16 protein-coding genes and 1 rRNA gene are annotated in these 18,395 nt (G+C 72.9%); 6 read left to right on the top strand and 11 right to left on the bottom strand.

All coding sequences use genetic code 11. The annotated features are described in order from the left end of the window. The first annotated feature begins 74 nt into the window (after nucleotides 1–74). A complete protein-coding gene (locus AB2L27_RS08260) occupies nucleotides 75–752 on the top strand; it encodes a calcium-binding protein (RefSeq protein WP_370441004.1) in 678 nt (225 codons plus the stop codon). A 6-nt stretch (nucleotides 753–758) separates the two neighbouring features. Here the strand turns inward: AB2L27_RS08260 and AB2L27_RS08255 are convergent, their stop codons facing one another. The 3 genes from AB2L27_RS08255 to AB2L27_RS08245 all read right to left on the bottom strand — a co-directional run bounded on the left by AB2L27_RS08255 (nucleotide 759) and on the right by AB2L27_RS08245 (nucleotide 3,255). Then, nucleotides 759–1,988, bottom strand: coding sequence for a hypothetical protein (locus AB2L27_RS08255; RefSeq protein ID WP_370441003.1), 1,230 nt, complete (start codon nucleotides 1,986–1,988; stop codon nucleotides 759–761). A gap of 75 nt (nucleotides 1,989–2,063) precedes the next feature. Next, the gene (locus AB2L27_RS08250) at nucleotides 2,064–2,996 is read right to left on the bottom strand and encodes a hypothetical protein (protein WP_370441002.1); all 933 of its coding nucleotides are present in this window, start codon (nucleotides 2,994–2,996) and stop codon (nucleotides 2,064–2,066) included. Nucleotides 2,997–3,126: 130 nt separating this feature from the next. After that, nucleotides 3,127–3,255 (bottom strand): antitoxin, encoded by a 129-nt coding sequence (locus tag AB2L27_RS08245; protein WP_370441159.1) that lies wholly within the window; start codon nucleotides 3,253–3,255, stop codon nucleotides 3,127–3,129. Nucleotides 3,256–3,456: 201 nt separating this feature from the next. Here AB2L27_RS08245 and AB2L27_RS08240 point away from each other — a divergent pair, with 201 nt between their 5' ends. Together AB2L27_RS08240 and AB2L27_RS08235 are read left to right on the top strand one after the other, a co-directional pair. Beyond that, nucleotides 3,457–4,011 carry a hypothetical protein gene (locus tag AB2L27_RS08240; protein WP_370441001.1) on the top strand — a complete coding sequence of 185 codons (555 nt, stop codon included), beginning with the start codon at nucleotides 3,457–3,459 and terminating at the stop codon, nucleotides 4,009–4,011. Continuing rightward, complete coding sequence (locus AB2L27_RS08235; protein WP_370441000.1) at nucleotides 4,011–5,183, top strand: zinc-dependent alcohol dehydrogenase; 1,173 nt, start codon at nucleotides 4,011–4,013, stop codon at nucleotides 5,181–5,183. The genes AB2L27_RS08240 and AB2L27_RS08235 overlap by 1 nt, the downstream gene beginning before the upstream one ends. Before the next feature lie 25 nt (nucleotides 5,184–5,208). On the opposite strand, the gene AB2L27_RS08230 is transcribed toward AB2L27_RS08235, so the two are convergent. The 6 genes from AB2L27_RS08230 to AB2L27_RS08205 form a co-directional block, all read right to left on the bottom strand. Further along, the gene (locus AB2L27_RS08230; protein WP_370440999.1) at nucleotides 5,209–6,642 is read right to left on the bottom strand and encodes an ABC transporter substrate-binding protein; all 1,434 of its coding nucleotides are present in this window, start codon (nucleotides 6,640–6,642) and stop codon (nucleotides 5,209–5,211) included. Nucleotides 6,643–6,715: 73 nt separating this feature from the next. Further along, the gene (locus tag AB2L27_RS08225; RefSeq protein ID WP_370440998.1) at nucleotides 6,716–7,606 is read right to left on the bottom strand and encodes a carbohydrate ABC transporter permease; all 891 of its coding nucleotides are present in this window, start codon (nucleotides 7,604–7,606) and stop codon (nucleotides 6,716–6,718) included. Then, a complete protein-coding gene (locus AB2L27_RS08220) occupies nucleotides 7,603–8,577 on the bottom strand; it encodes a carbohydrate ABC transporter permease (RefSeq protein WP_370440997.1) in 975 nt (324 codons plus the stop codon). The genes AB2L27_RS08225 and AB2L27_RS08220 overlap by 4 nt, the downstream gene beginning before the upstream one ends. Before the next feature lie 13 nt (nucleotides 8,578–8,590). Further along, a complete protein-coding gene (locus tag AB2L27_RS08215) occupies nucleotides 8,591–9,424 on the bottom strand; it encodes an aldo/keto reductase (RefSeq protein WP_370440996.1) in 834 nt (277 codons plus the stop codon). After that, a complete protein-coding gene (locus AB2L27_RS08210; protein WP_370440995.1) occupies nucleotides 9,421–11,145 on the bottom strand; it encodes a GH39 family glycosyl hydrolase in 1,725 nt (574 codons plus the stop codon). The genes AB2L27_RS08215 and AB2L27_RS08210 overlap by 4 nt, the downstream gene beginning before the upstream one ends. Before the next feature lie 64 nt (nucleotides 11,146–11,209). Further along, on the bottom strand, nucleotides 11,210–11,911 hold the full coding sequence (locus AB2L27_RS08205; RefSeq protein WP_370440994.1) for a GntR family transcriptional regulator: 702 nt from the start codon (nucleotides 11,909–11,911) through the stop codon (nucleotides 11,210–11,212). 247 nt (nucleotides 11,912–12,158) lie between these two features. Between AB2L27_RS08205 and AB2L27_RS08200 the strand changes: the two genes are divergently transcribed. Beyond that, complete coding sequence (locus tag AB2L27_RS08200; RefSeq protein ID WP_370440993.1) at nucleotides 12,159–13,985, top strand: ABC transporter ATP-binding protein; 1,827 nt, start codon at nucleotides 12,159–12,161, stop codon at nucleotides 13,983–13,985. Beyond that, on the top strand, nucleotides 13,982–15,760 hold the full coding sequence (locus AB2L27_RS08195) for an ABC transporter ATP-binding protein (RefSeq protein ID WP_370440992.1): 1,779 nt from the start codon (nucleotides 13,982–13,984) through the stop codon (nucleotides 15,758–15,760). The genes AB2L27_RS08200 and AB2L27_RS08195 overlap by 4 nt, the downstream gene beginning before the upstream one ends. A gap of 3 nt (nucleotides 15,761–15,763) precedes the next feature. On the opposite strand, the gene AB2L27_RS08190 is transcribed toward AB2L27_RS08195, so the two are convergent. Next, nucleotides 15,764–16,300, bottom strand: a complete 537-nt coding sequence (locus AB2L27_RS08190) for a hypothetical protein (RefSeq protein ID WP_370440991.1) — start codon at nucleotides 16,298–16,300, stop codon at nucleotides 15,764–15,766. A gap of 128 nt (nucleotides 16,301–16,428) precedes the next feature. On the opposite strand from AB2L27_RS08190, the gene AB2L27_RS08185 reads away from it, so the two are divergent. Next, entirely contained in the window at nucleotides 16,429–17,796 is a 1,368-nt protein-coding gene (locus AB2L27_RS08185) for an ISL3 family transposase (protein WP_370440990.1), read from the top strand. Between the two features lie 415 nt (nucleotides 17,797–18,211). Here AB2L27_RS08185 and rrf read toward each other — a convergent pair. Continuing rightward, nucleotides 18,212–18,328: ribosomal RNA gene (rrf, locus tag AB2L27_RS08180) — 5S ribosomal RNA — on the bottom strand. Nucleotides 18,329–18,395: the final 67 nt, after the last annotated feature.

Below are 18,395 nucleotides of genomic sequence, written 5' to 3'. Positions count from 1 at the left end.
GGGCCCTCCCCCCGTCGGCGGGTCACGTGCCCGCGTCCGGTGACAGTCTGGCACGCGCGTGGAACGATCCGCCGGTGCTCGGGTCGCGTCCTGCCTCCCGGCGACGGCCGCGGACACCCGTCGCCGTCGCCCTGGTGGCCGTGCTCGCCCTGGGCGTGGCCGGCGGCTGGACGTGGTGGTCCGGTCGGCCGGACCGCTGGGTCGACGGGTCGCGGCACGGGCCGTGGCGCGCGGTCTTCGACGGCGAGGGCCGCACCACCTCCGACGGGTCGTCGATCACCCTGTCCCCGCGCCCGGCGGCCAGGGCCGGGGTGACGCACGCGGGGCTGGTGGTCTCGGTCGGGTCGTACCGCGACGTGCGGTTCAGCGTGCGGATGCACACGCTGCGGCAGCTGCGGACGGGGACGGCCCCGAACCCGTGGGAGGTCGGCTGGGTCGTGTGGCACTACGAGGGCCCGCAGCGCTTCTACTACTTCGTCCTCAAGCCGAACGGCTGGGAACTGGGCAAAGCCGATCCCCGGTGGCCCGGGGCCCAGCGGTTCCTCGCGACGGGGCCCTCTCCGGCGGAGGGCGGACGCGCGCACGACGTCGTGGTGCGCCAGGTCGGCGCCACGGTCACGGTCGACGTCGACGGCGCCGCGGTGGTCGAGTTCACCGACACCGACTCCCCGTACCCGGGCGGGTCGGTGGGTGTGTACAGCGAGGACGCCGAGGTGGAGTTCGGTGACCTCACCGCCACCCCGCTGCCCTGAGGCCCCTCAGCGGCCCCCGAGCAGCCCGCGGATCTGCCGGACCTGCTCGTCCCCGAGCCCGAGCTGGCCCATGACGCCTTCGAGCCAGTGGGGTTCGGAGTCCCCGAACAGGCCACCGAGCAGGTCGTCGTCCTCCTCCTCGCCCACGGTGGCGGCGATCGCGGGCCAGAACCCGCGCGCGATCGTCCACGGCGCCCGCTCGGACAGGATCCCGAGGACCCCGAGGTCGGACAGCCGCTCCTTCAGCTCCTCCACGGCCACCCCGGCGGCCGGGCCGAGGACGGCGCCGTCCCCGACCAGGGCGTCGAGGGTGGTGTCGTCGAAGGGCTCACCCGTCATCGCCGAGGCCAGGACGGTCGGCAGGACGGCCTCGGCGACGGAGAACCCCTCGTCGAGGGTCGCCGGGTCCTCCAGCACGAAGCGCCCGACGAGCTGACGGCGCAGCTCGCGCGGTTCGGGGGTGGGCTCGAGCCAGCCGTCGGCCTCGACGCCGGGGACGAGCAGCGTCTCGTCCTCCCCGTCGAGCAGGTCCAGGTCGAGCATGAGCAGGACGACCTGGCGCAGCCACGGCACGTCCTCCAGCGCCTGCGGTTCACCCTCGGCGTCAACGGTGACGGGGACGGGGTGCTCGAAGGCGGCGAGGACGGCGGTGACGTCGTCACCGGCCAGCTCGGCGTCGTCGGGCACCTCCAGCCCGTCGCCGACGTGGGCGAGGACGGCCTGCGCGGCCCGCACCGGGAAGGAGGCCAGGACGGTCTGGTCCTCCTCGCCCTCCTCCACGTCCCCGGCCGCGGCCGCGAGCACCTCGGCCAGCTCCGGCGGCTCACCGGCGACGAGCACGAGGTCGGTCTCGAGGTCGCCGGCGGTGCCCTGCCAGCGGCCCGTCTCCCCCAGGAAGGTCAGCAACTGCCACCAGACGGCCAGCAGGTCCGCGGCCATCTCCTCGGGGTCGTCGGTGCCGACGTCCTCGACCATCGCCGGCACCACCTGCGTGATGAGCACGTCGACGTCCTCGGGGGTCAGGCGCGTGAGCCGGGCCTGCGGCCGCAGCGTCAGCAGGCCACCGGCCCCGACGGTGAGGGCCTCCACGACCGCCTCGGGACCGACCTCCTCGTCGACGTGCACGTTCTCCTCCAGCCAGGCGGTGAACGGCTCCCGGAGGTCGGCCATCGCCTGCCGGCCCAGGGCGTGGGGGCCGGAGGTCTCGTCGGGCAGCGCGTCGAGGGAGTCGTCCACCCCGTCAGCCTGCCACCCCGGCCCCGGTCACCTCCACCGGTGCCGGGGCCCGTGGCGTGAGGATCGCGCGAACGGTCAGCTCGCCACGGGGACGGGCACGTCGTCGAGGTCGGGGACGTCGTCCAGGTCGAGGGTGCCGTCGTCGGCCAGCCGCGTGAGGGCGACGTGGACGGACAGCTGCAGGCCGCGGGCCACCCGCCAGGGGCTGCGGCCGGGGACGACCCCGGTGGCCACGAGCTCGTCCACCCGCCCCGCGGCGACGAGGTCCCGCCAGCGGCGCCCCCCGGCCGCCGCCTCGGCGGGGACGTGGGACGTGGCCAGCGCCAGCGCGCGGGCCGCGGCCGGTGCGGGACGCAGGAGGCGGGTGAGTTCGGCGACCACCAGACGGCGCCGGGCGAAGGCGGCGTCCACCTCGCGCGGGGCGTCCCACGTGGGCCACAGCGGACCGCGCCGGCCGTCGGCCCCCAGGAACCCCAGGTCGGTGAGCTGCGCCAGCAGCCGGGGGTCGCCGGCGGCCCTGCCCCGCAGCACCTCCTCGGCCCCGCGCACCACGGGCGTGCGGCGCAGCGGGCCGAGTTCCACCGGCAGGCTCAGCCGGGCGGTGTGCGCCCCGCGTCCCAGCAGACCGGTGCGACGGGAACCCGCCAGGGCCGACCGGAGCGCGTCGCGACCGGCGTCCTCGCCGGTCCAGGCGTGCTGTTCCTGCAGGAAGGTGACGTACCGGGTCCACAGGCCGCACACGTCGCCGGACTCCGCCCGGCGGTCCAGGCCGTCGAGCTCGGCCCGCCGGTGGGCGTGGCGCACGAGCGTCGTCACGTCGGCCGGGTCGAGGGCGGTGACGACGCGGTCGGTGCCCTCCTCACCGCGGGCGCGCAGCAGGTCGCGGCGCGACTCGCGCCAGGTGCGCAGGTGCGCGGCGAGGTCCTCGGCCCCCAGGTGCGGGAACTGCCCGGCCAGCCACTGCGCGAAACTGCGGTCCACCTCGCGCACGGTGCGCTGCTCGGCCACGGGTCCCCCTTCGTCGGCGGAACCTCACCGTAGGGCCGCCGCGCGGACGACCCCCGCAGTTGTCCACAGGCCCGGCGGTGCGCCGGGTCCGTGGACACCGGGTCGTCAGCGGGTCGTCAGCGGGACGTCCTCACTGGCCGATCTTGTCGTCGGCGGCCTGCTGGGCCTTGTCGACCTGCTCCTCGTGCTGGTGACCGGTCTTGTCGTCCACGGCGTCACCGGCCTTGTCGATGGCGGCGTCGCTGGCCTTCTCGCCCATGTTCCCCAGGTCGGGCACGGTGCTCTCCTCGTCCTCGTCGGTCAGGTGCTGACGGTCTCGAGTCTGGGCCGTCCCGGCCGGACCGCACCCCGAACCCCGCAGCCCGAACTCCGCGCTGCGGCCGCCCCCCGCAGGTCGTAGCGTCGGAACCGGTGCGGACCGGCGCCGGTCCGCCGTCCCGACCCGCCCCTGGAGGATCCCGTGGCCCTGCCCCGCACCGTCCTGGCCGGCGCCCGCGACGCGGCCACCCGCGCCCTGGCCCACGTCCACCGCAGCGACGACGGTGACGGCGGTGGGACGGGACCGGCGTCGTCCTCCCAGACGCTCACGGTGGAACGCCCGGCCGAACGCGTGCTCGCCGCGCTGCGCGACCCCGAGGTGCTGTCGCGACTGCTCGGGGACGTCGGCACGGTGTCGGCCGAGGGGTCCCGGTACACCTGGGCCCTCGGTGCCGACCACGTCGTCACGACGCTCTCGGAGTCCGTCGACGGCCTCACCTTCGCCCGGACCACCCCCGAGGACGTCGCCGAACCCGAGGACGACACCGAGGGCGGGACCGCACGGGCCGTCGAGGTGTGGGCCGAGTTCACCGTCACCCCCACGCCGGACGGGACGCGCTCGCAGGTCCGCGCGCGGTCGCAGCTGCCCGGCGGCACCGCCGAGTTCACGGTCCTCTACCGGTTGCGGGCCCTGCTGCAGACCGGCGAGATCCCGACCCTCGGCCCCCAGCCCACGACCCGGGAGGAGGACCGCTGATGCGCGCCCTCGTGTGGAACGGCGTCAACGACCTCGCCGTCGAGACCGTCCCCGACCCCCACGTCCTCAACCCCCGCGACGTCGTCCTGGAGGTGTCCCTGACGACGACGTGCGGCTCGGACCTGCACTTCATCGACGGCTACCTGCCGGGCATGCGCGAGGGCGACGTGTTCGGCCACGAGTTCCTGGGGACGATCGTCGAGGCCGGCCCGGAGGTGCACGAGCGGAAGGTCGGGGACCGCGTCGTCGTCCCGTCCTTCATCGCCTGCGGGAACTGCTGGTACTGCGACCGGCAGATGTACTCCCTGTGCGACACGACGAACCCGAACGCCGCGGCGCAGCAACCCCTGCTCGGCTACCCCTCGGCCGGCATCTACGGCTACACCCACCCCTTCGGCGGCTACGCCGGCTCGCACGCGCAGTTCGTGCGCGTCCCCTTCGCCGACGTGAACTGCTTCCCCGTCCCCGACGGCGTGGACGACCTGTCCGCGCTGTTCGTCTCCGACGCCGTCCCGACGGGGTTCATGGGCGCCGACTTCTGCGACGTCTCCCCCGGCGACACCGTCGCCGTGTTCGGTGCCGGCGCCGTCGGCCTCATGGCCGCGGCCGGCGCGAAGATCCTGGGGGCCGAGCGCGTCATCGTCGTCGACCGCCTGCCCGAACGGCTGGCTGCCGCCCGCGACCACGTGGGCGCCGAGACGATCGACTACTCCGACACGGACAGCGTGCAGGAGGCGTTGCGCGAGACCACCGGGGGCCGGGGACCGGACGCGGTCGTGGAGGCCGTCGGGATGGAGGGCCACGGCACGGGGCTGCAGAGCGTCGTGGACCGCGCCAAGCAGGCCGTGCGCGCCGAGACCGACCGGGCCACCCCGCTGCGCGAGGCCGTCCTGGCCTGCCGCAAGGGCGGCGTGGTGGCGGTGCTCGGCGTCTACGGGCTCACCGACTCCTTCCCCACGGGCGTCGTCCTCAACAAGGGGCTGACGATCCGGGCGGCGCAGCAGCACGGGCAGCGGTACGTCCCGCGCCTGCTGCGCCACCTGGCCGACGGCGAGCTGCGGACCTCGTTCCTGGCCACCCACCGGATGCCGCTGGAGGACGCGGTGGAGGGTTACCGGATCTTCAAGGAGAAGGAGGACGGCTGCCTGCGCGCCGTCTTCTCCCCCTCCTGACCCCCGGCTCCGGCCACGGCTCCGATCACGACGCCGGGCGCTCCCAGTCCTGCCCGGGCTGCCAGTCCGGGAAGGCGTAGTCGGCCGTGGACACCTGCGCCCCGGCCGCGGTGGCGGCGGCGATGGCCTGGTCCCGGTCGGCGTTCGAGCGGGCGTTGAGGTCGCGCAGCGCGCTGCGCAGGTCGGTGACGTCCCCGCCCAGGTACCCCTGGACGATGTCGCCCAGGTGCGGGCTGACGGGCTTCTGGGCGGCCTGCACCTGCGCGATCGCGGGGTTGCGGACGATGGGTTCCGGTGCCCGCTTGACGGTGTCGGCGAACCAGCTGCACAACTGCTTGTACGGTTCGACGACGTCGGCGGACTGCACGACCGACAGGTCGAAGGGCGGCTGGTCCATGCCGGCGGCCAGGCCCTTCTGGTACTCCGTCGTCGTCATGGACTCGATGACGGCGTTCGCCTGCTCGGGGTTCGCGGTGTTCCCGGCGATGAAGAACTGCGCCGCCGGCGTCCCGCGGTACGTCGTCGGTTCCGACCCGTCGGGGGTGAGGATCGGTCCGACCCCCATCGTGTCGACGAAGGAGGGGACGACGTTCCTGGCCCCACCGGCGCACCAGGGCCCGTCGGGGAAGTAGGCGGCCACACCGGAGGCCCAGCGGGTGCGGGCGTCGGCGACGGTGAGGCTGCCGCTGCCGGGGAGGATGAGCCCGGAGTCGTTCAGCTCCTTCCAGAACTCGATCGCGTTGACGTAGGTGTCGTCGTCGTAGGCGAACTCCCCCGTCGTGTACGTCGCCCCCTGGAACCCGGGGAACCCGGCGGCCTGGGCCAGGTCGTCGATCTGCTCGCGCATGCGGGCCACCCCGCCCAGGGCCAGCACCATGGGGGCCACGTCGCCGGACCCCTTGATCTTCTCCAGGTTGGCCCGGTACTCGTCGTAGGACGCCGGGGGCGCCTCGGGGTCCAGCCCCGCGGCGCTGACGACGTCGACGTTGAACCAGTGCGCCGCCGCGTACTGCTGGTAGGCGAACAGGGGCAGGCCGTAGAGCTTGCCGTCGATCGTCGTGATGCCCTCGGCGTAGGCCCCCTCCGGCAGCGCTGCCCGGGCCTGGTCGGACAGCGTGATCTCGTGCAGCCACCCCTCCTCGACCAGCGCAGGCAGCGGCAACCCGACGACGTTGCTGTAGATGTCGGGCAGTTGCCGGCTCTGGTTGGCCAGCTGCAGGGCCTCGGTGGAGCGGGTGACGTCGTTGTAGGTGTACTCGATGGCGACCCCGAGCTCCTGGGACTGCTCCTGCGCCCACTGCGCGTGGAACTTCTGCAGGGCGCTGAAGTGGTCCCACCACCGCAGGGACGCGGCGGCTCCGGGGCCGCCGCCGCTGCCGCCTCCGCAGGCGGTGAGCAGGGCCAGGGCGGACAGGCCACCGCCGCCGGCGAGCAGCGAACGGCGCGAGATCTGGGGCATGACGGTTCTCCTCGTCGAGAGTGGTCGTGCGGGTGGGGTGTCGCGTCGGGTGTCGCGTGGGGTATCGCGTGGTTCAGGACTTGACGGCTCCGGCGATGCCCTCCACGAAGTACCGCTGGAGGAAGAGGAACAGCGCGACGATGGGCAGGATCGAGATGACACCGGCGGCGGCCATGCCGGACCAGTCGGTGGCGTTCTCCCCCACGAAGGCCTGCATGCCGACCGACAGGGTCCGCAGGTCCGGGTCGCTGAAGGAGAAGACGAGGGGCAGGAAGAACGCGTTCCAGGTGGCGAGGAACGTCAGCAGCGCCACGGTGGCGGTGACGGGCATGGACAGCGGCAGCATGATCTGGAAGAACACGCGCCCGAAACCGGCCCCGTCGACCGTCGCCGCCTCCTCCAGCTCCTTGGGCAGCTGCCGGAAGTACCCGGCGTAGATGAGGATGGCGGACACGTTCGCCGCCCCGGACAGCGCCAGGACCATCCCGGTGAGGGAGTTCAGCAGCCCCAGCTCCATCGACAGCTTGACGATGGGGATGATCGTGTAGCCGGTCGGGACGAACAGGGTCGCGACGAGGATCCCGAGGACGAGCTTCTGGCCGCGGAACCGGTACCGGCCCAGGACGTACCCGGCGAGCGCGCAGCGGACGACGACGATGGCGACGGTCGAGACCGTGAGGATCACGGTGTTCACCATGTAGCGGCCGAAGTTCGCGTCGGTCCAGGCGCGGGAGTAGTTCTCCCAGGCGAACTCCTCCGGCACGAGCCCGAGCCCGGCCGTGAAGACCTCCAGGGAGCTCTTCAGGGAGGCCGAGACCATCCACACGAAGGGGTAGACCCACACCACGGCCAGGACGGCCAGCAGCACCAGGACCCCCCACCAGGGGGCACGGCGCGCCACCCGGCGGCCGAGGGAGTCCCCGGCCGGGGTCGGGGTCGGAGCGGGACGGGTGAGCGTGGTCACGAGAGCTCCTTCCGGCCGCGACGGGCCACGACGAGCGCCCACGCCTGCAGCGCCCCGACGACCATGACGAACAGCCCGAACAGGACGGCGGCCGCGGAGGCGAAGCCGAGCTGCGGGATGGAGGCGCTGAACGCCCAGCGGTAGATGTAGATCTCGATGATCTCGGTGGAGAAGAACGGCCCGCCACCGGTCATCGTCTGCATGAGGTCGAAGGCGTGGAACGTGTCCTCGACGGTCAGGACGGTGATGATGAGCAGGAACGGCATGAGCAGCGGCAGCGTGAGGTACCGGAAGATGCCGAACGCCCCGGCGCCGTCGATGCGGGCCGCCTCGTACAGGTCGGCCGGGATCGTCTGCAGCGCGGCGAGCCAGTAGACCATCGTGATGCCGAAGAACTTCCAGACGTACACCGCGGCGGCCGTGGCCAGCGCCGTCCCGGAGTCGCCGAGGAAGTCGATCCCGCTGTCGGCGCCGAGGGCCTTGAGGAAGGCGGTGAACGGTCCGCTGGCGGGGTCGAAGACGAACTGCATGACGACCCCGACGATGGCGGTCGTGGTGACGACGGGCAGGAAGTAGACGGTGCGGAACAGGTTCCGCAGCGGCAGCTTCGGGGAGTTGAGCAGCATGGCCAGCAGCAGGCTCAGCAGGATGCGGGCCGGGGCGACCAGCAGCATGAAGACCAGGGTGATCCGCACCGACGACCAGAACGCCGGGTCGGCCAGGACCGCCTGGTAGTTGCTGATGCCGACGAACCGCTGACCGGAGGAGAACCCGTTCCACTCCACCAGGGAGTACCAGTAGCTGGCCACGATGGGGTACAGCGTGTACAGGCCGTACAGGACGACGGTGGGGGTGAGGAACGCCCAGATCCAGAGGGTCTGGCGGCGGGTGTCGATCCCGCGCCGGCGGCGTCCTGAGGTCGCGAGGTCCGTGGGGGCCACGGCCGGGGGTGGGCTGATCGTTCTCGCCATCGGGTTCTCCTCCCTACCGGATCTGGCTGAGCGAGAAGGTGGCCGGGTCCCCGCCGGTCCGGTGGCCCCGGTCCAGGGAGCCCACCGCGGCCAGCTCGTCCTCGGTGAGGACCAGCTCGGCGGCGGCCAGGTTCTCGGCCAGCCGCTCCCGGCGGCTGGACTTGGGGATGACGACGTGCCCGGACTGCAGGTGCCAGGCCAGGACCACCTGGGCGGGGGTGACGCCGTGACGTTCGGCGGTGCCGACGACGACGGGGTCGGCGAGGTCGGCGCCCTGCCCCAGCGGGGAGTACGCCTCCACGACGATCCCGCGGTCCCGGCAGGCCGCGACGAGGTCGCGCTGCTGGTACGTGGGGTGCAGTTCGACCTGGTTGACCGCCGGGACCCCGTCCAGGGCGTCGAGGTGCTCGACGAGGAAGTTCGAGACACCCACCGCCCGGACCCGTCCCTCGTCGTGCAGCCGCCGCAGGGCCCGCCAGCTGTCGGCGTAGCGGCCGGCGGCCGGGTTCGGCCAGTGCACCAGGTACAGGTCGAGCTGGTCCAGGCCCAGCCGGGCGCACGTGTCGTCGTAGGCGCGCAGGGCCGAGTCGTACCCCTGGTCGCCGTTGCGCAGCTTGGAGGTGACGAACACGTCCTCGCGGGGCAGGCCGCTGGCGGCCAGGGCCGCCCCGACCCCGGCCTCGTTGACGTACGCGGCCGCGGTGTCGACGTGCCGGTAGCCCAGGTCGAGGGCGTCCTCGACGACGCGCTGCGCGTCCTGCGGCGGGACCTGGAACACCCCGACCCCGAGCTGCGGGACCGCGACGCCGTCCAGCAGCCGGACGGCGTCCAGTTCCGGGGCGGTCACCGCGGTTCCAGCACGAGGAGGGAGACCGACGGCAGCGGGAGCTCGACGGTGGCCGCGAACGTGCCGCCGCTGACGGTGACGTCGCGGGCGGGTTCGAGCTCCTCCAGGCCCTGCCGGGCCTTGACGGCGGCCAGTTGCTCCGGCGTCGGGTCCTGCGGGCTGCCGAGGTCCCGCCACGCGGTGTGGGCGTTGCTGTGGGTGGCGTCGATGCGGTGGTGGTGCAGCGAGTACGTGCCGTCGGGCAGGTTCTCCACGCGCAGCGCGACGGGGGTGGACCGGGTGTCCTCGTGGTACTGGTCGTCGGTGTGCCGCCAGAGCAGGACGCCGACGCGGCCCGCGGCGTCGGCCGAGGCCAGGGTGTCGACCTCCTCGCCCATGCTGCGCCCGTCGCCGGCGTCGAGGTCCGCCGGCGGGCTCATGGCGTCCGAGGTCGCGGTCAGGCGCCGGCCACCGAGGCGGGAGACCATGCGGTAGGCGTTGAGCAGGGGTTTCTCGATCCCCCCGGCGGTGAGGAACGCGCGGGTCCCCTCGAAGTACCGCTCCCCCTCGAAGTAGAAGCTCCAGGACGTCGCCTGCTCGACGGTGACGGTCTCGGTCTCGTTGAGGTCGAGGATCTTCTTGAACAGCTTCACCTGGAACACCGGGTAGTACTCGGTGTTCTGGAACTGGAAGTTCGCGTTGTCGTAGACGCTGTAGTGCGCCGGGACACCGGCGTCGCACTCGTCGACGACGGCGGGCAGACCGTGGTACTGCGGGAACTCCGCGACGACGCGCTGCATGCGGCGGATCTCGTAGAGCATCTTGTGCGTCGAGGGGTTCTGCTTCTCCGGCGCCGGCCCGCCCGTGGGCCCGTAGACGCGCCAGGGGGTGAACGCCGACCCCTTGGTGTGGAAGGAGACGAAGTCGAGGGCGACGTCGTGCTCGGAGGTGTACGTCAGGAAGGTCCGCAGGAACTCCACCCCGCCGCCGGTCACCGCGGGGCCACCGACCTTCGCGTCGGGCAGGACGCTGCGCACGGCCTCGGCGGTGACCCGGTACAGGTCGCAGAACTGCTCCGGGGTGCCCTTCCAGTAGAAGATGTCCGGTTCGTTCCACAGCTCGAACAGCCACTCGCGCACCTCGGCGACGCCGTAGCGCTCGACGCAGTGCTGCACGTGGGCGGCGACGAGCCCGCGCCACTTCTCGTAGTCCCTCGGCGGGTAGGCCCAGGCCCCGGCCTCGTAGTTGCTGTAGACGGTGGGGCTCGGGACGACGGCGAGCTCGTCGGCCTCCGGCGGCAGGAGGTCGCGCGGGGTGAAGGCGATCTCCATGAGGACGTGGTGGCCGGCCCCGACGATGGCGTCGTAGGTCTGGTCGGCGATGGTGAAGTCGTAGGACGGGTTCCCGTCGGCGTCCTCGTGGTAGACGTTCCCGCTGCCCCAGTGCGGGAGGCCGAAACCGGTGCCGGAGCAGAACACGTAGTGCGGGCGGACGAGGAACGGTCGCGGGGACAGCTCGCCGAAGGTGTTCAGCAACGTCCGCCCGGTCGGGGTGTACGTCCAGTTGATCTCGTCGTAGCCGATGCTCTCCCACAGCCGGGTGAGCGGTCCGCGGTCGCTGGCCGCGTCGACGACGACGGTGGCGGACTCCACGTGCGGGGCGGCCGGGTCGCTCGGCGCCGAGCGGGGGAAGTGGTTGGTGTCGGAGGACAGTCCGGGGTTGTGCGTGGTGCCGGTGCTCATGGTTCGCCTTCCGGGCAGGGTCCAGCCGCGCGGGACGACCGGACGCTCGGGGTGAGGGGGTGGTTCAGGCGGGGGCGTCGTACGCCCCGAGGGCGCGCTCGCGCGCCTCGGTGATGTGGGCGGCCATCGCCGCCCGGGCGGTGGCGGGGTCGCCGGTGCGCAGGCCGTCGAGGACGCGGGTGTGCTCGGCGACGCAGTGCTCGGAGTCGGTGACGCCCCCGCCGCCAAAGAGGCGGAAGCGCTGGATCTGACCGCCGAGGGCCCGGTAGGCCGACAGGAGGAACTCGTTGCCGGTGGCCTCGGCGATGATGCGGTGGAAGCGTTCGTCGGCCGCCCAGTACTCGCGGAACTCGTGGAACGAGGGCCCCAGCGGGGCGGTGGCCAGGTCGCGCACGGCCTGCTCGAGATCGCCCAGGACCTGCAGGGTGAGGCGGGTGGCCGCCATCTCCGCGAGCGCCGGCTCCAGGACGAGCCGGGCCTGCATGAGGCGGACGAGTTCCTCCGGGGTCGCCACGGGCGCCACCCGGTACCCCTTGAGCGCGGTGCGCCGCACGAGCCCGGTGGACTCCAGCCGGGCCAGAGCCTCGCGCACGGGGGTCTGGGAGACGCCGAACTCGCGGGCCAGGCCGTCGATGCCCAGGGCCGCGCCGGCCTTGAGCTCGCCGTCGATGAGGAGGTCCAGCACGGCGTCGTAGACGTGGTCGGCGAGCATCTGGCGGCTGGGCGCCGGTGCCCGCCGGGTCCTCGTCTGCTCCACGGACGTCATCGTAGACAGCCTTCCTGAGGGTGGTCGTGGTCGTGACCAGGGGTCCTGCGGGGTGCGGCACGGTCCTCACCTCCTCGGGCGTCGCCGTCGGCGCCTGCTCCTCGTCGAGCCGTTCGTGATGTCATCGACCGTAGATCGTGCACGATCGATGGTCAAGGGGTTCATTCGACCTCCTCGCCCGACCGCGCACCCGGACCGCGACCTCGTCGCCGGAGCGGAAGCGCTTTCCCTGTGAAAGGCTCAGGCAGTGAGTGGAACGTTCCTCGACGGCGTGCGAACACTGGCCCGGGGGATCCGCGAGGAGCCCCGCCCCTTCCGCATCGCGATCGTCGGTTCGGTGATCTTCGGCGGCGGCAACGCCCTCTCGGGTTTCCTCGTGGGCCGGGTGACGAGCGACGTCGTCGTCCCCGCCCTCACGGGCTCGGGGTCGGTCACCGCCCGCGACGTCTGGCTCGCGGGCGCCACGCTCATGAGCGTGACCCTGGTCCTCGTCGGCTCGGTGCTGCTGCGCCGGATCTTCGGCGGCGCCTTCACCTTCGCGCTGCAGGCGCGGTACCGGCGCCTGCTCGCGCGCCGCTACCTCGACCTGCCCCTGTCCTGGCACCACGCCCACCCCGCGGGCCGGTTGCTGGCCACGGCGAGCTCGGACGTCGAGGCGACGTGGCAGGCCACGATGGTCCTGCCGTTCGCCCTCGGCACGGCCGTGCTCATCCTGTTCGCAGGCCTCGCCATGGTCGCCGCCGACCCGGTCCTCGCCGCCGTCGGGCTGCTCGTCGTGCCGGCCCTGCTGGCCTCGAACATCGTCTACCAGCGCCGGATGTCCCCCCTCGTCGTGAACGTGCAGCGCCTGCGCGGGGAGGTCTCGGCCACCGCCCACGAGAGCTTCGAGGGCGCCCTGGTCGTCAAGACCCTCGGCCTGGCCGACGACGAGGTCACCCGCTTCCGCGCCGACGCCGAGCGCCTGCGCGACGCCAACGTCGCCGCCGGCCGCACGCGCGGCGCGTTCGACCCCGTCATCGAGGCGCTGCCCTCCCTCGGCACCCTGCTGGTCCTGGTGGTGGGGTCCGCGCGCGTCGCCTCGGGGGCCACCGACGTCGGGGACCTGGTCCAGATCGCCTACCTGCTGAGCCTGCTGGCCTTCCCCGTCCGCTCCTTCGGCTGGCTGCTGGCCGACCTGCCCCGCACCGTCGCCGGCGACACGCGCGTGCAGGACGTGCTGCAGGAGGAGGCGCGCACGGAGTGGGGCACGCACCCGGCGCCGGCCGGTGGGCCGCTCACCGTCACCGCGACGGGCCTGTCCTACCGCCACCCCGCCCCCGCCGCGGACCCGCTCGCCGAGCCCGGGGTCACCCACCCCGAGCCGCCGCCGGTCCTCACCGACGTCACCCTCGACGTGGCCGCCGGCGCCACCGTCGCCGTCGTCGGGGGCACCGGGTCGGGCAAGTCGACCCTGGCCGGGCTGCTCGTCCGGCTCGTGGACCCCACCTCCGGGGACGTGCTCCTCGACGGCGTCGACGTCCGCCGCCTGGCCGAGGGGCAGGTGGCCGGGGCCGCCGCCCTCGTCCCGCAGTCGACGTTCGTCTTCGACGACTCCATCCGCGGCAACGTCGCCCTCGGCCTGGAGGTCTCCGACGAGGAGGTCTGGCAGGCGCTGCGGCTGGCCCGCGCCGACGGTTTCGTCGCCGCCCTCCCCCACGGCCTCGACGAGCTCGTCGGCGAGCGGGGTTCGACGTTGTCCGGCGGCCAGCGCCAGCGCCTGGCCCTGGCCCGCGCGCTCGTGCGCCAACCCCGCCTGCTCGTGCTCGACGACGCCACCAGCGCCCTGGACCCGGCCGTCGAACGCGCCGTCCTGGACGGCCTGGAGGAGTCCGGCACCGGCACCACCGTCGTGGTCGTCGCCTACCGCCCGGCCACCATCGCCCTGGCCGACGAGGTGGTGCACCTCGACCACGGCCGGGTCGTGGACCGCGGGCCCGCCGACGAGGTCGCCGCCCGCGACGAGGGGTACCGGGAACTGGTCACCGCCTACGCCTGCGCCGCCGCGGACCGGGCCGCCGAGGAGGGTGTCGCGTGAGCGTCCAGACCAGCGTCCAGACCAGCACCGTCGACCGGGGCGTCATCGCGCGGGCCCGGGAACTCACCCCGGAGTTCGCCGAGGGCATCGGCGTCACCCTGGCCATCGCCGCCGCGACGACGCTCGGCAAGCTCGCCGTGCCCGTCGCCGTGCAGCAGACCGTCGACACCGGCGTGCAGGCCGAGGGTGGCCCGGACGTCGGGCGCATCGTCCTGCTGTGCGCCGTCGCCGCGCTCGTCGTCCTCGTGACGGCGGGCACGGCGTGGATCGTCAACGTCCGGTTGTTCCGCGCGACGGAGGCGGGGCTGGCGAGCCTGCGCGTGCGGGCGTTCCGCCACGTCCACGACCTCGCCGTCCTCACCCAGAGCGGCGAGCGCCGCGGGTCCCTCGTGAGCCGGGTGACGAGCGACGTCGACACGATCTCGACGTTCCTGCAGACCGGGATGCTCGTGCTCGTGCTGTCCGCCGGGCAGGTGCTGCTCGCCACGGCGGTGATGTTCTTCTACTCCTGGCAGCTCGCCCTCGTCGTCCTCGGCTGCTTCGTGCCGCTCGTGCTGGCGCGGCAGCGGTTGCAGCGGCCGGTGACCCGCGCCTACCAGGCGGTCCGGGTCCGGATGGGCGACCTGCTCGCCGCGGTGTCCGAGACCGTCGTCGGCGCCGACGTGATCCGCGCGCACGCCGCCTCGGAACGGTCGTGGACGCGGATCGACGCCGCGATCGAGGCGCACCGCAAGCAGGCCGTGAAGGCGCAGACCGCGACGGCCGTGACGTTCTCCTCCGGGGTGTTCGTCTCCGGCCTGGTCGTGGCGCTCGTCATCGTCGTCGGCACGCTGCTGGGGATCGACGGGGACATCACCCTGGGGCGGTTGCTGGCGTTCCTGTTCCTGGCGCAGTTGTGGGTCGGGCCCGTGCAGGCCGCCACCGAGGTGCTCAACGAGCTGCAGAACGCCCTGGCCGGCTGGCGGCGCGTCGTGGACCTCATCGACACCCCCGTCTCGGTGCCCGAACCGGCCGAACCCCGCGAACTGCCGCACGGGCCGGTCGACGTGCGGGTGCAGGACGTCGCGTACTCCTACCCGGGGTCGGCCGCGGTCGTCCTGGCCGGGGTGACGTTGCACTTCCCGGCCGGGTCGCGCACCGCGGTCGTCGGGGAGACGGGCTCGGGCAAGACAACGCTGTCCCGGCTCATCACGCGGCTCGTCGACCCGGTCGAGGGTCAGGTCCTGCTGTCCGGCGTCGACGCGCGCGACCTGCCCTCGGCCGAACTGCACCGCCGCGTCGTCGCCGTCCCGCAGGAGGGTTTCCTCTTCGACACCACCGTCGGCGACAACGTGCGGCGCGGGCGCCCCGGAGCCACCGACGCCGACGTCCGGGAGGCGTTCGCCGACCTCGGCCTGACCGCCTGGCTGGACGGTCTGCCCGAGGGTCTGGGAACTCCCGTGGGCCAGCGGGGGGAACGGTTGTCCGCGGGCGAGCGCCAGCTCGTGGCCCTGGCCCGCGCCCACCTCGCCGACCCGGACCTGCTCGTCCTCGACGAGGCGACGTCGTCGGTGGACCCGGCGACGGAGGTCCGGTTGCAGCGGGCGCTGGAAGGGGTCCTGTCCGGCCGCACCTCGGTGGCCATCGCGCACCGGTTGTCGACGGCCGAGGCCGCGGACACGGTCGTCGTCGTGGACTCCGGTCGCGTCGTGGAGGTGGGCCCGGCGAGGGAACTCGCCCACGCCGGCGGCCCGTACTCGCGGCTGCACGCCGCGTGGACGGCGCAGAACGGCTGACCGTCAGGACGCGGTCAGCTGTTCCCGGTAGGTCTGCGCGACGCGCAGCACGTCCAGCACGGCGGCGGCCGTGATCTCCGACGCGGGGGCGTCCCAGCGGTCGTCCTCGGAGTGCCCGGCACCCAGCTCGGTGCACCGGCGGGCCTCGTGCGGCGTGAGGCCGACGCTCTCCCCCGCGCTGCCGAGCGTTCCCCGCAGCGACACCGCGCCGGGACCGTCGTCGCCGGACAGGACCGCCTCCGCGGCGGACAACCACCGGTGGTCGTTCTCCTCGGACTCCTCGATCGCGTCGACCACGAGCGTGTGCAACGCCATGTGCGACGACCACCAGGCGGGGTGGACGCCCTCGTGCTCGTCGACGGGCAGGGCCATCGCCCGCTCGACGAGACGACGGGCCTTCTCCTCGTCCCCGGCCTCGAGCGCACGGGAGGCCTTGCCCAGCAGGTTGTCCGCCGAGGTGATGAGCCGGTCGCTCTCCTCGGCGCCGCCGAAGGACGTCGAGCCGAACGCGCTGCGGGACAGACCGGGGATGTCGTTCACGGCAGGCAGGTTAACCGGCTCTTCACGATCGAGGGTGTAGCGGGCTGACCGGAACCGCGTCGGAGTAGGGGTCGAGGCCTCCCTGATGATGGAGGTTCCTACGCCAGCACCATCTGAAAGACCTCGACGTGCCCGACGCTACCTTCACCACCCCTGACCTGACGACCTTCACCGGTCTGGACGACCTCGGTCTGATCGTCACCGGCCAACGCCTCGAACCAGGCCGGGCCGTTCTGGACTGCCGGGTCCTCGAGCCCGATGACTGGTGCCACCGTTGCGGCTGTCAGGGCCGCCCCATCGGCACCGTGATCCGCCACCTGGCCCACGCCCCGTTCGGGTGGCGGCCCACCATCTTGCACGTGCGGGTCCGCCGCTACCGCTGCACCGGCTGCGGCCTCACCTGGCGTCAAGACACCACCGCCGCAGCTGAACCTCGCGCGAAGCTGTCCCGGGGTGGCTTGCGGTGGGCGCTGACCGCGATCGTCTGCCAGCACCTCACCATCGCCCGCATCGCCGAGGCCCTGGCTGTGAGCTGGAACTGCGCCAACGACGCCGTCCTGGCCGAAGGACGACGGGTCCTCATCGCCGACCCGCACCGCTTCGACGAGGTCAGCGCGATCGGCGTGGATGAGCACGTCTGGCGGCACACCCGCTTCGGCGACAAGTACGTCACCGTCATCATCGACTTGACCCCGATCCGCTGCGGCACAGGTCCAGCCCGGCTGCTGGACATGGTCGAAGGCCGCTCTGAGCAGGCGTTCTCCACCTGGCTGCAGGCTCGACCGAAGGACTGGCGCGATGCCGTCGAGGTCGTCGCCATGGTCCCCCGCAAGCGGGAGGTGCCCCCAGGGTTCACCGGCTTCAAGAACGCCGCCACCACGCACCTGCCCGACGCGGTGACGGTGATGGACCCCTTCCACGTCGTGCGCCTGGCCGGGCAAGCCTGGGGGCACCTCCCGCTCGCGGGGGACGACGACGTCCGCCGACGCCGGCAGCAAGAACTGCACGGCCACCGAGGCCGCAAGGACGACCCCCTCTATCGAGCACGGCGGGTCCTGCATACCGGCTCCGACCTGCTCACCGACCGGCAGAGGACCCGACTGCGGGCCTTGTTCGGCCACGGCGCCGGCGGGGACGACCACGTCGAGGTCGAAGCGACCTGGGCGGTCTACCAGCGCATGATCGCCGCCTACCGCCACCCCGACCGCGCGGCCGGCAGGACCGCGATGGGCGAGCTCATCGACTCGCTGCGAGGCCGGATCCCGACTGCACTGCGTGAGGTCCGCCGACTGGGGCGGACGCTGAACCAGCGCGCCGCTGACGTCCTGGCCTACTTCGACCGGCCTGGCACCAGCAACGGCCCCACCGAGGCCATCAACGGGCGACTGGAGCACCTGCGCGGGTCGGCCCTGGGGTTCCGCAACCTCACGAACTACATCGCCCGCAGCCTGCTGGAGGCCGGAGGGTTCAGACCCCGGCTACACCCTCGATCGTGAAGAGCCACTTCGCCGGTGTCCTCGTCCGCCACCACCCGGTGCAGGAACCGCTCAGTGCCGGGACCGTCCGACGCGCGGCGTCGCGAGTGGTCGGCGGAGAAGGCAGCCCCCACCAGGGCGCCGGTCTCCTCCTGCTCCTCCGGCCGGGCGGCGCGTGCGACGGTCCGTCCCATCAGCGGACCACCTGCTCGGCGTAGTCGGTCAGGACTTGCTGCACGACGAAGAAGGCGGCCACGAGGGGGACGATAGCCGCGAGGACATCCGGTAGGACGATGAGCCGGTACTGCGGGACGAAACCACCGCTGCTAGTAGTCGCGCCGCATCCGAAATCCCTGAGAACGCAGAAGAGGGGAGCAGCCCCGCCCGCAGGCGGTGCCACTCCCCTCCACCACGTACTCACTCACCAAAGATGAGTGGCCGGCGGTGACCTACTCTCCCACCCAGTCTCCCGAGCAGTACCATCGGCGCAGGCGGGCTTAGCTTCCGGGTTCGGAATGAGACCGGGCGTTTCCCCACCGCTATGACCACCGGACCACACAGGCCAGGATCGAACACAAGGGTTCTCTCCCGAGAACCACACAATGGACGCGAAACACTCG

Source organism: Kineococcus halophytocola (genome assembly GCF_041276425.1).
Classification (GTDB): Bacteria; Actinomycetota; Actinomycetes; order Actinomycetales; family Kineococcaceae; genus Kineococcus; species Kineococcus halophytocola.
This window is presented reverse-complemented; position numbering and strand designations above follow the sequence as displayed.

Coding starts and splice junctions, on each gene's coding strand:
- AB2L27_RS08205 (WP_370440994.1), bottom strand. CDS start 11,911: ATGACGTCCGTGGAGCAGACGAGGACCCGGCGGGCACCGGCGCCCAGC.
- AB2L27_RS08220 (WP_370440997.1), bottom strand. CDS start 8,577: ATGGCGAGAACGATCAGCCCACCCCCGGCCGTGGCCCCCACGGACCTC.
- AB2L27_RS08230 (WP_370440999.1), bottom strand. CDS start 6,642: ATGCCCCAGATCTCGCGCCGTTCGCTGCTCGCCGGCGGCGGTGGCCTG.
- AB2L27_RS08235 (WP_370441000.1), top strand. CDS start 4,011: ATGCGCGCCCTCGTGTGGAACGGCGTCAACGACCTCGCCGTCGAGACC.
- AB2L27_RS08245 (WP_370441159.1), bottom strand. CDS start 3,255: ATGGGCGAGAAGGCCAGCGACGCCGCCATCGACAAGGCCGGTGACGCC.
- AB2L27_RS08210 (WP_370440995.1), bottom strand. CDS start 11,145: ATGAGCACCGGCACCACGCACAACCCCGGACTGTCCTCCGACACCAAC.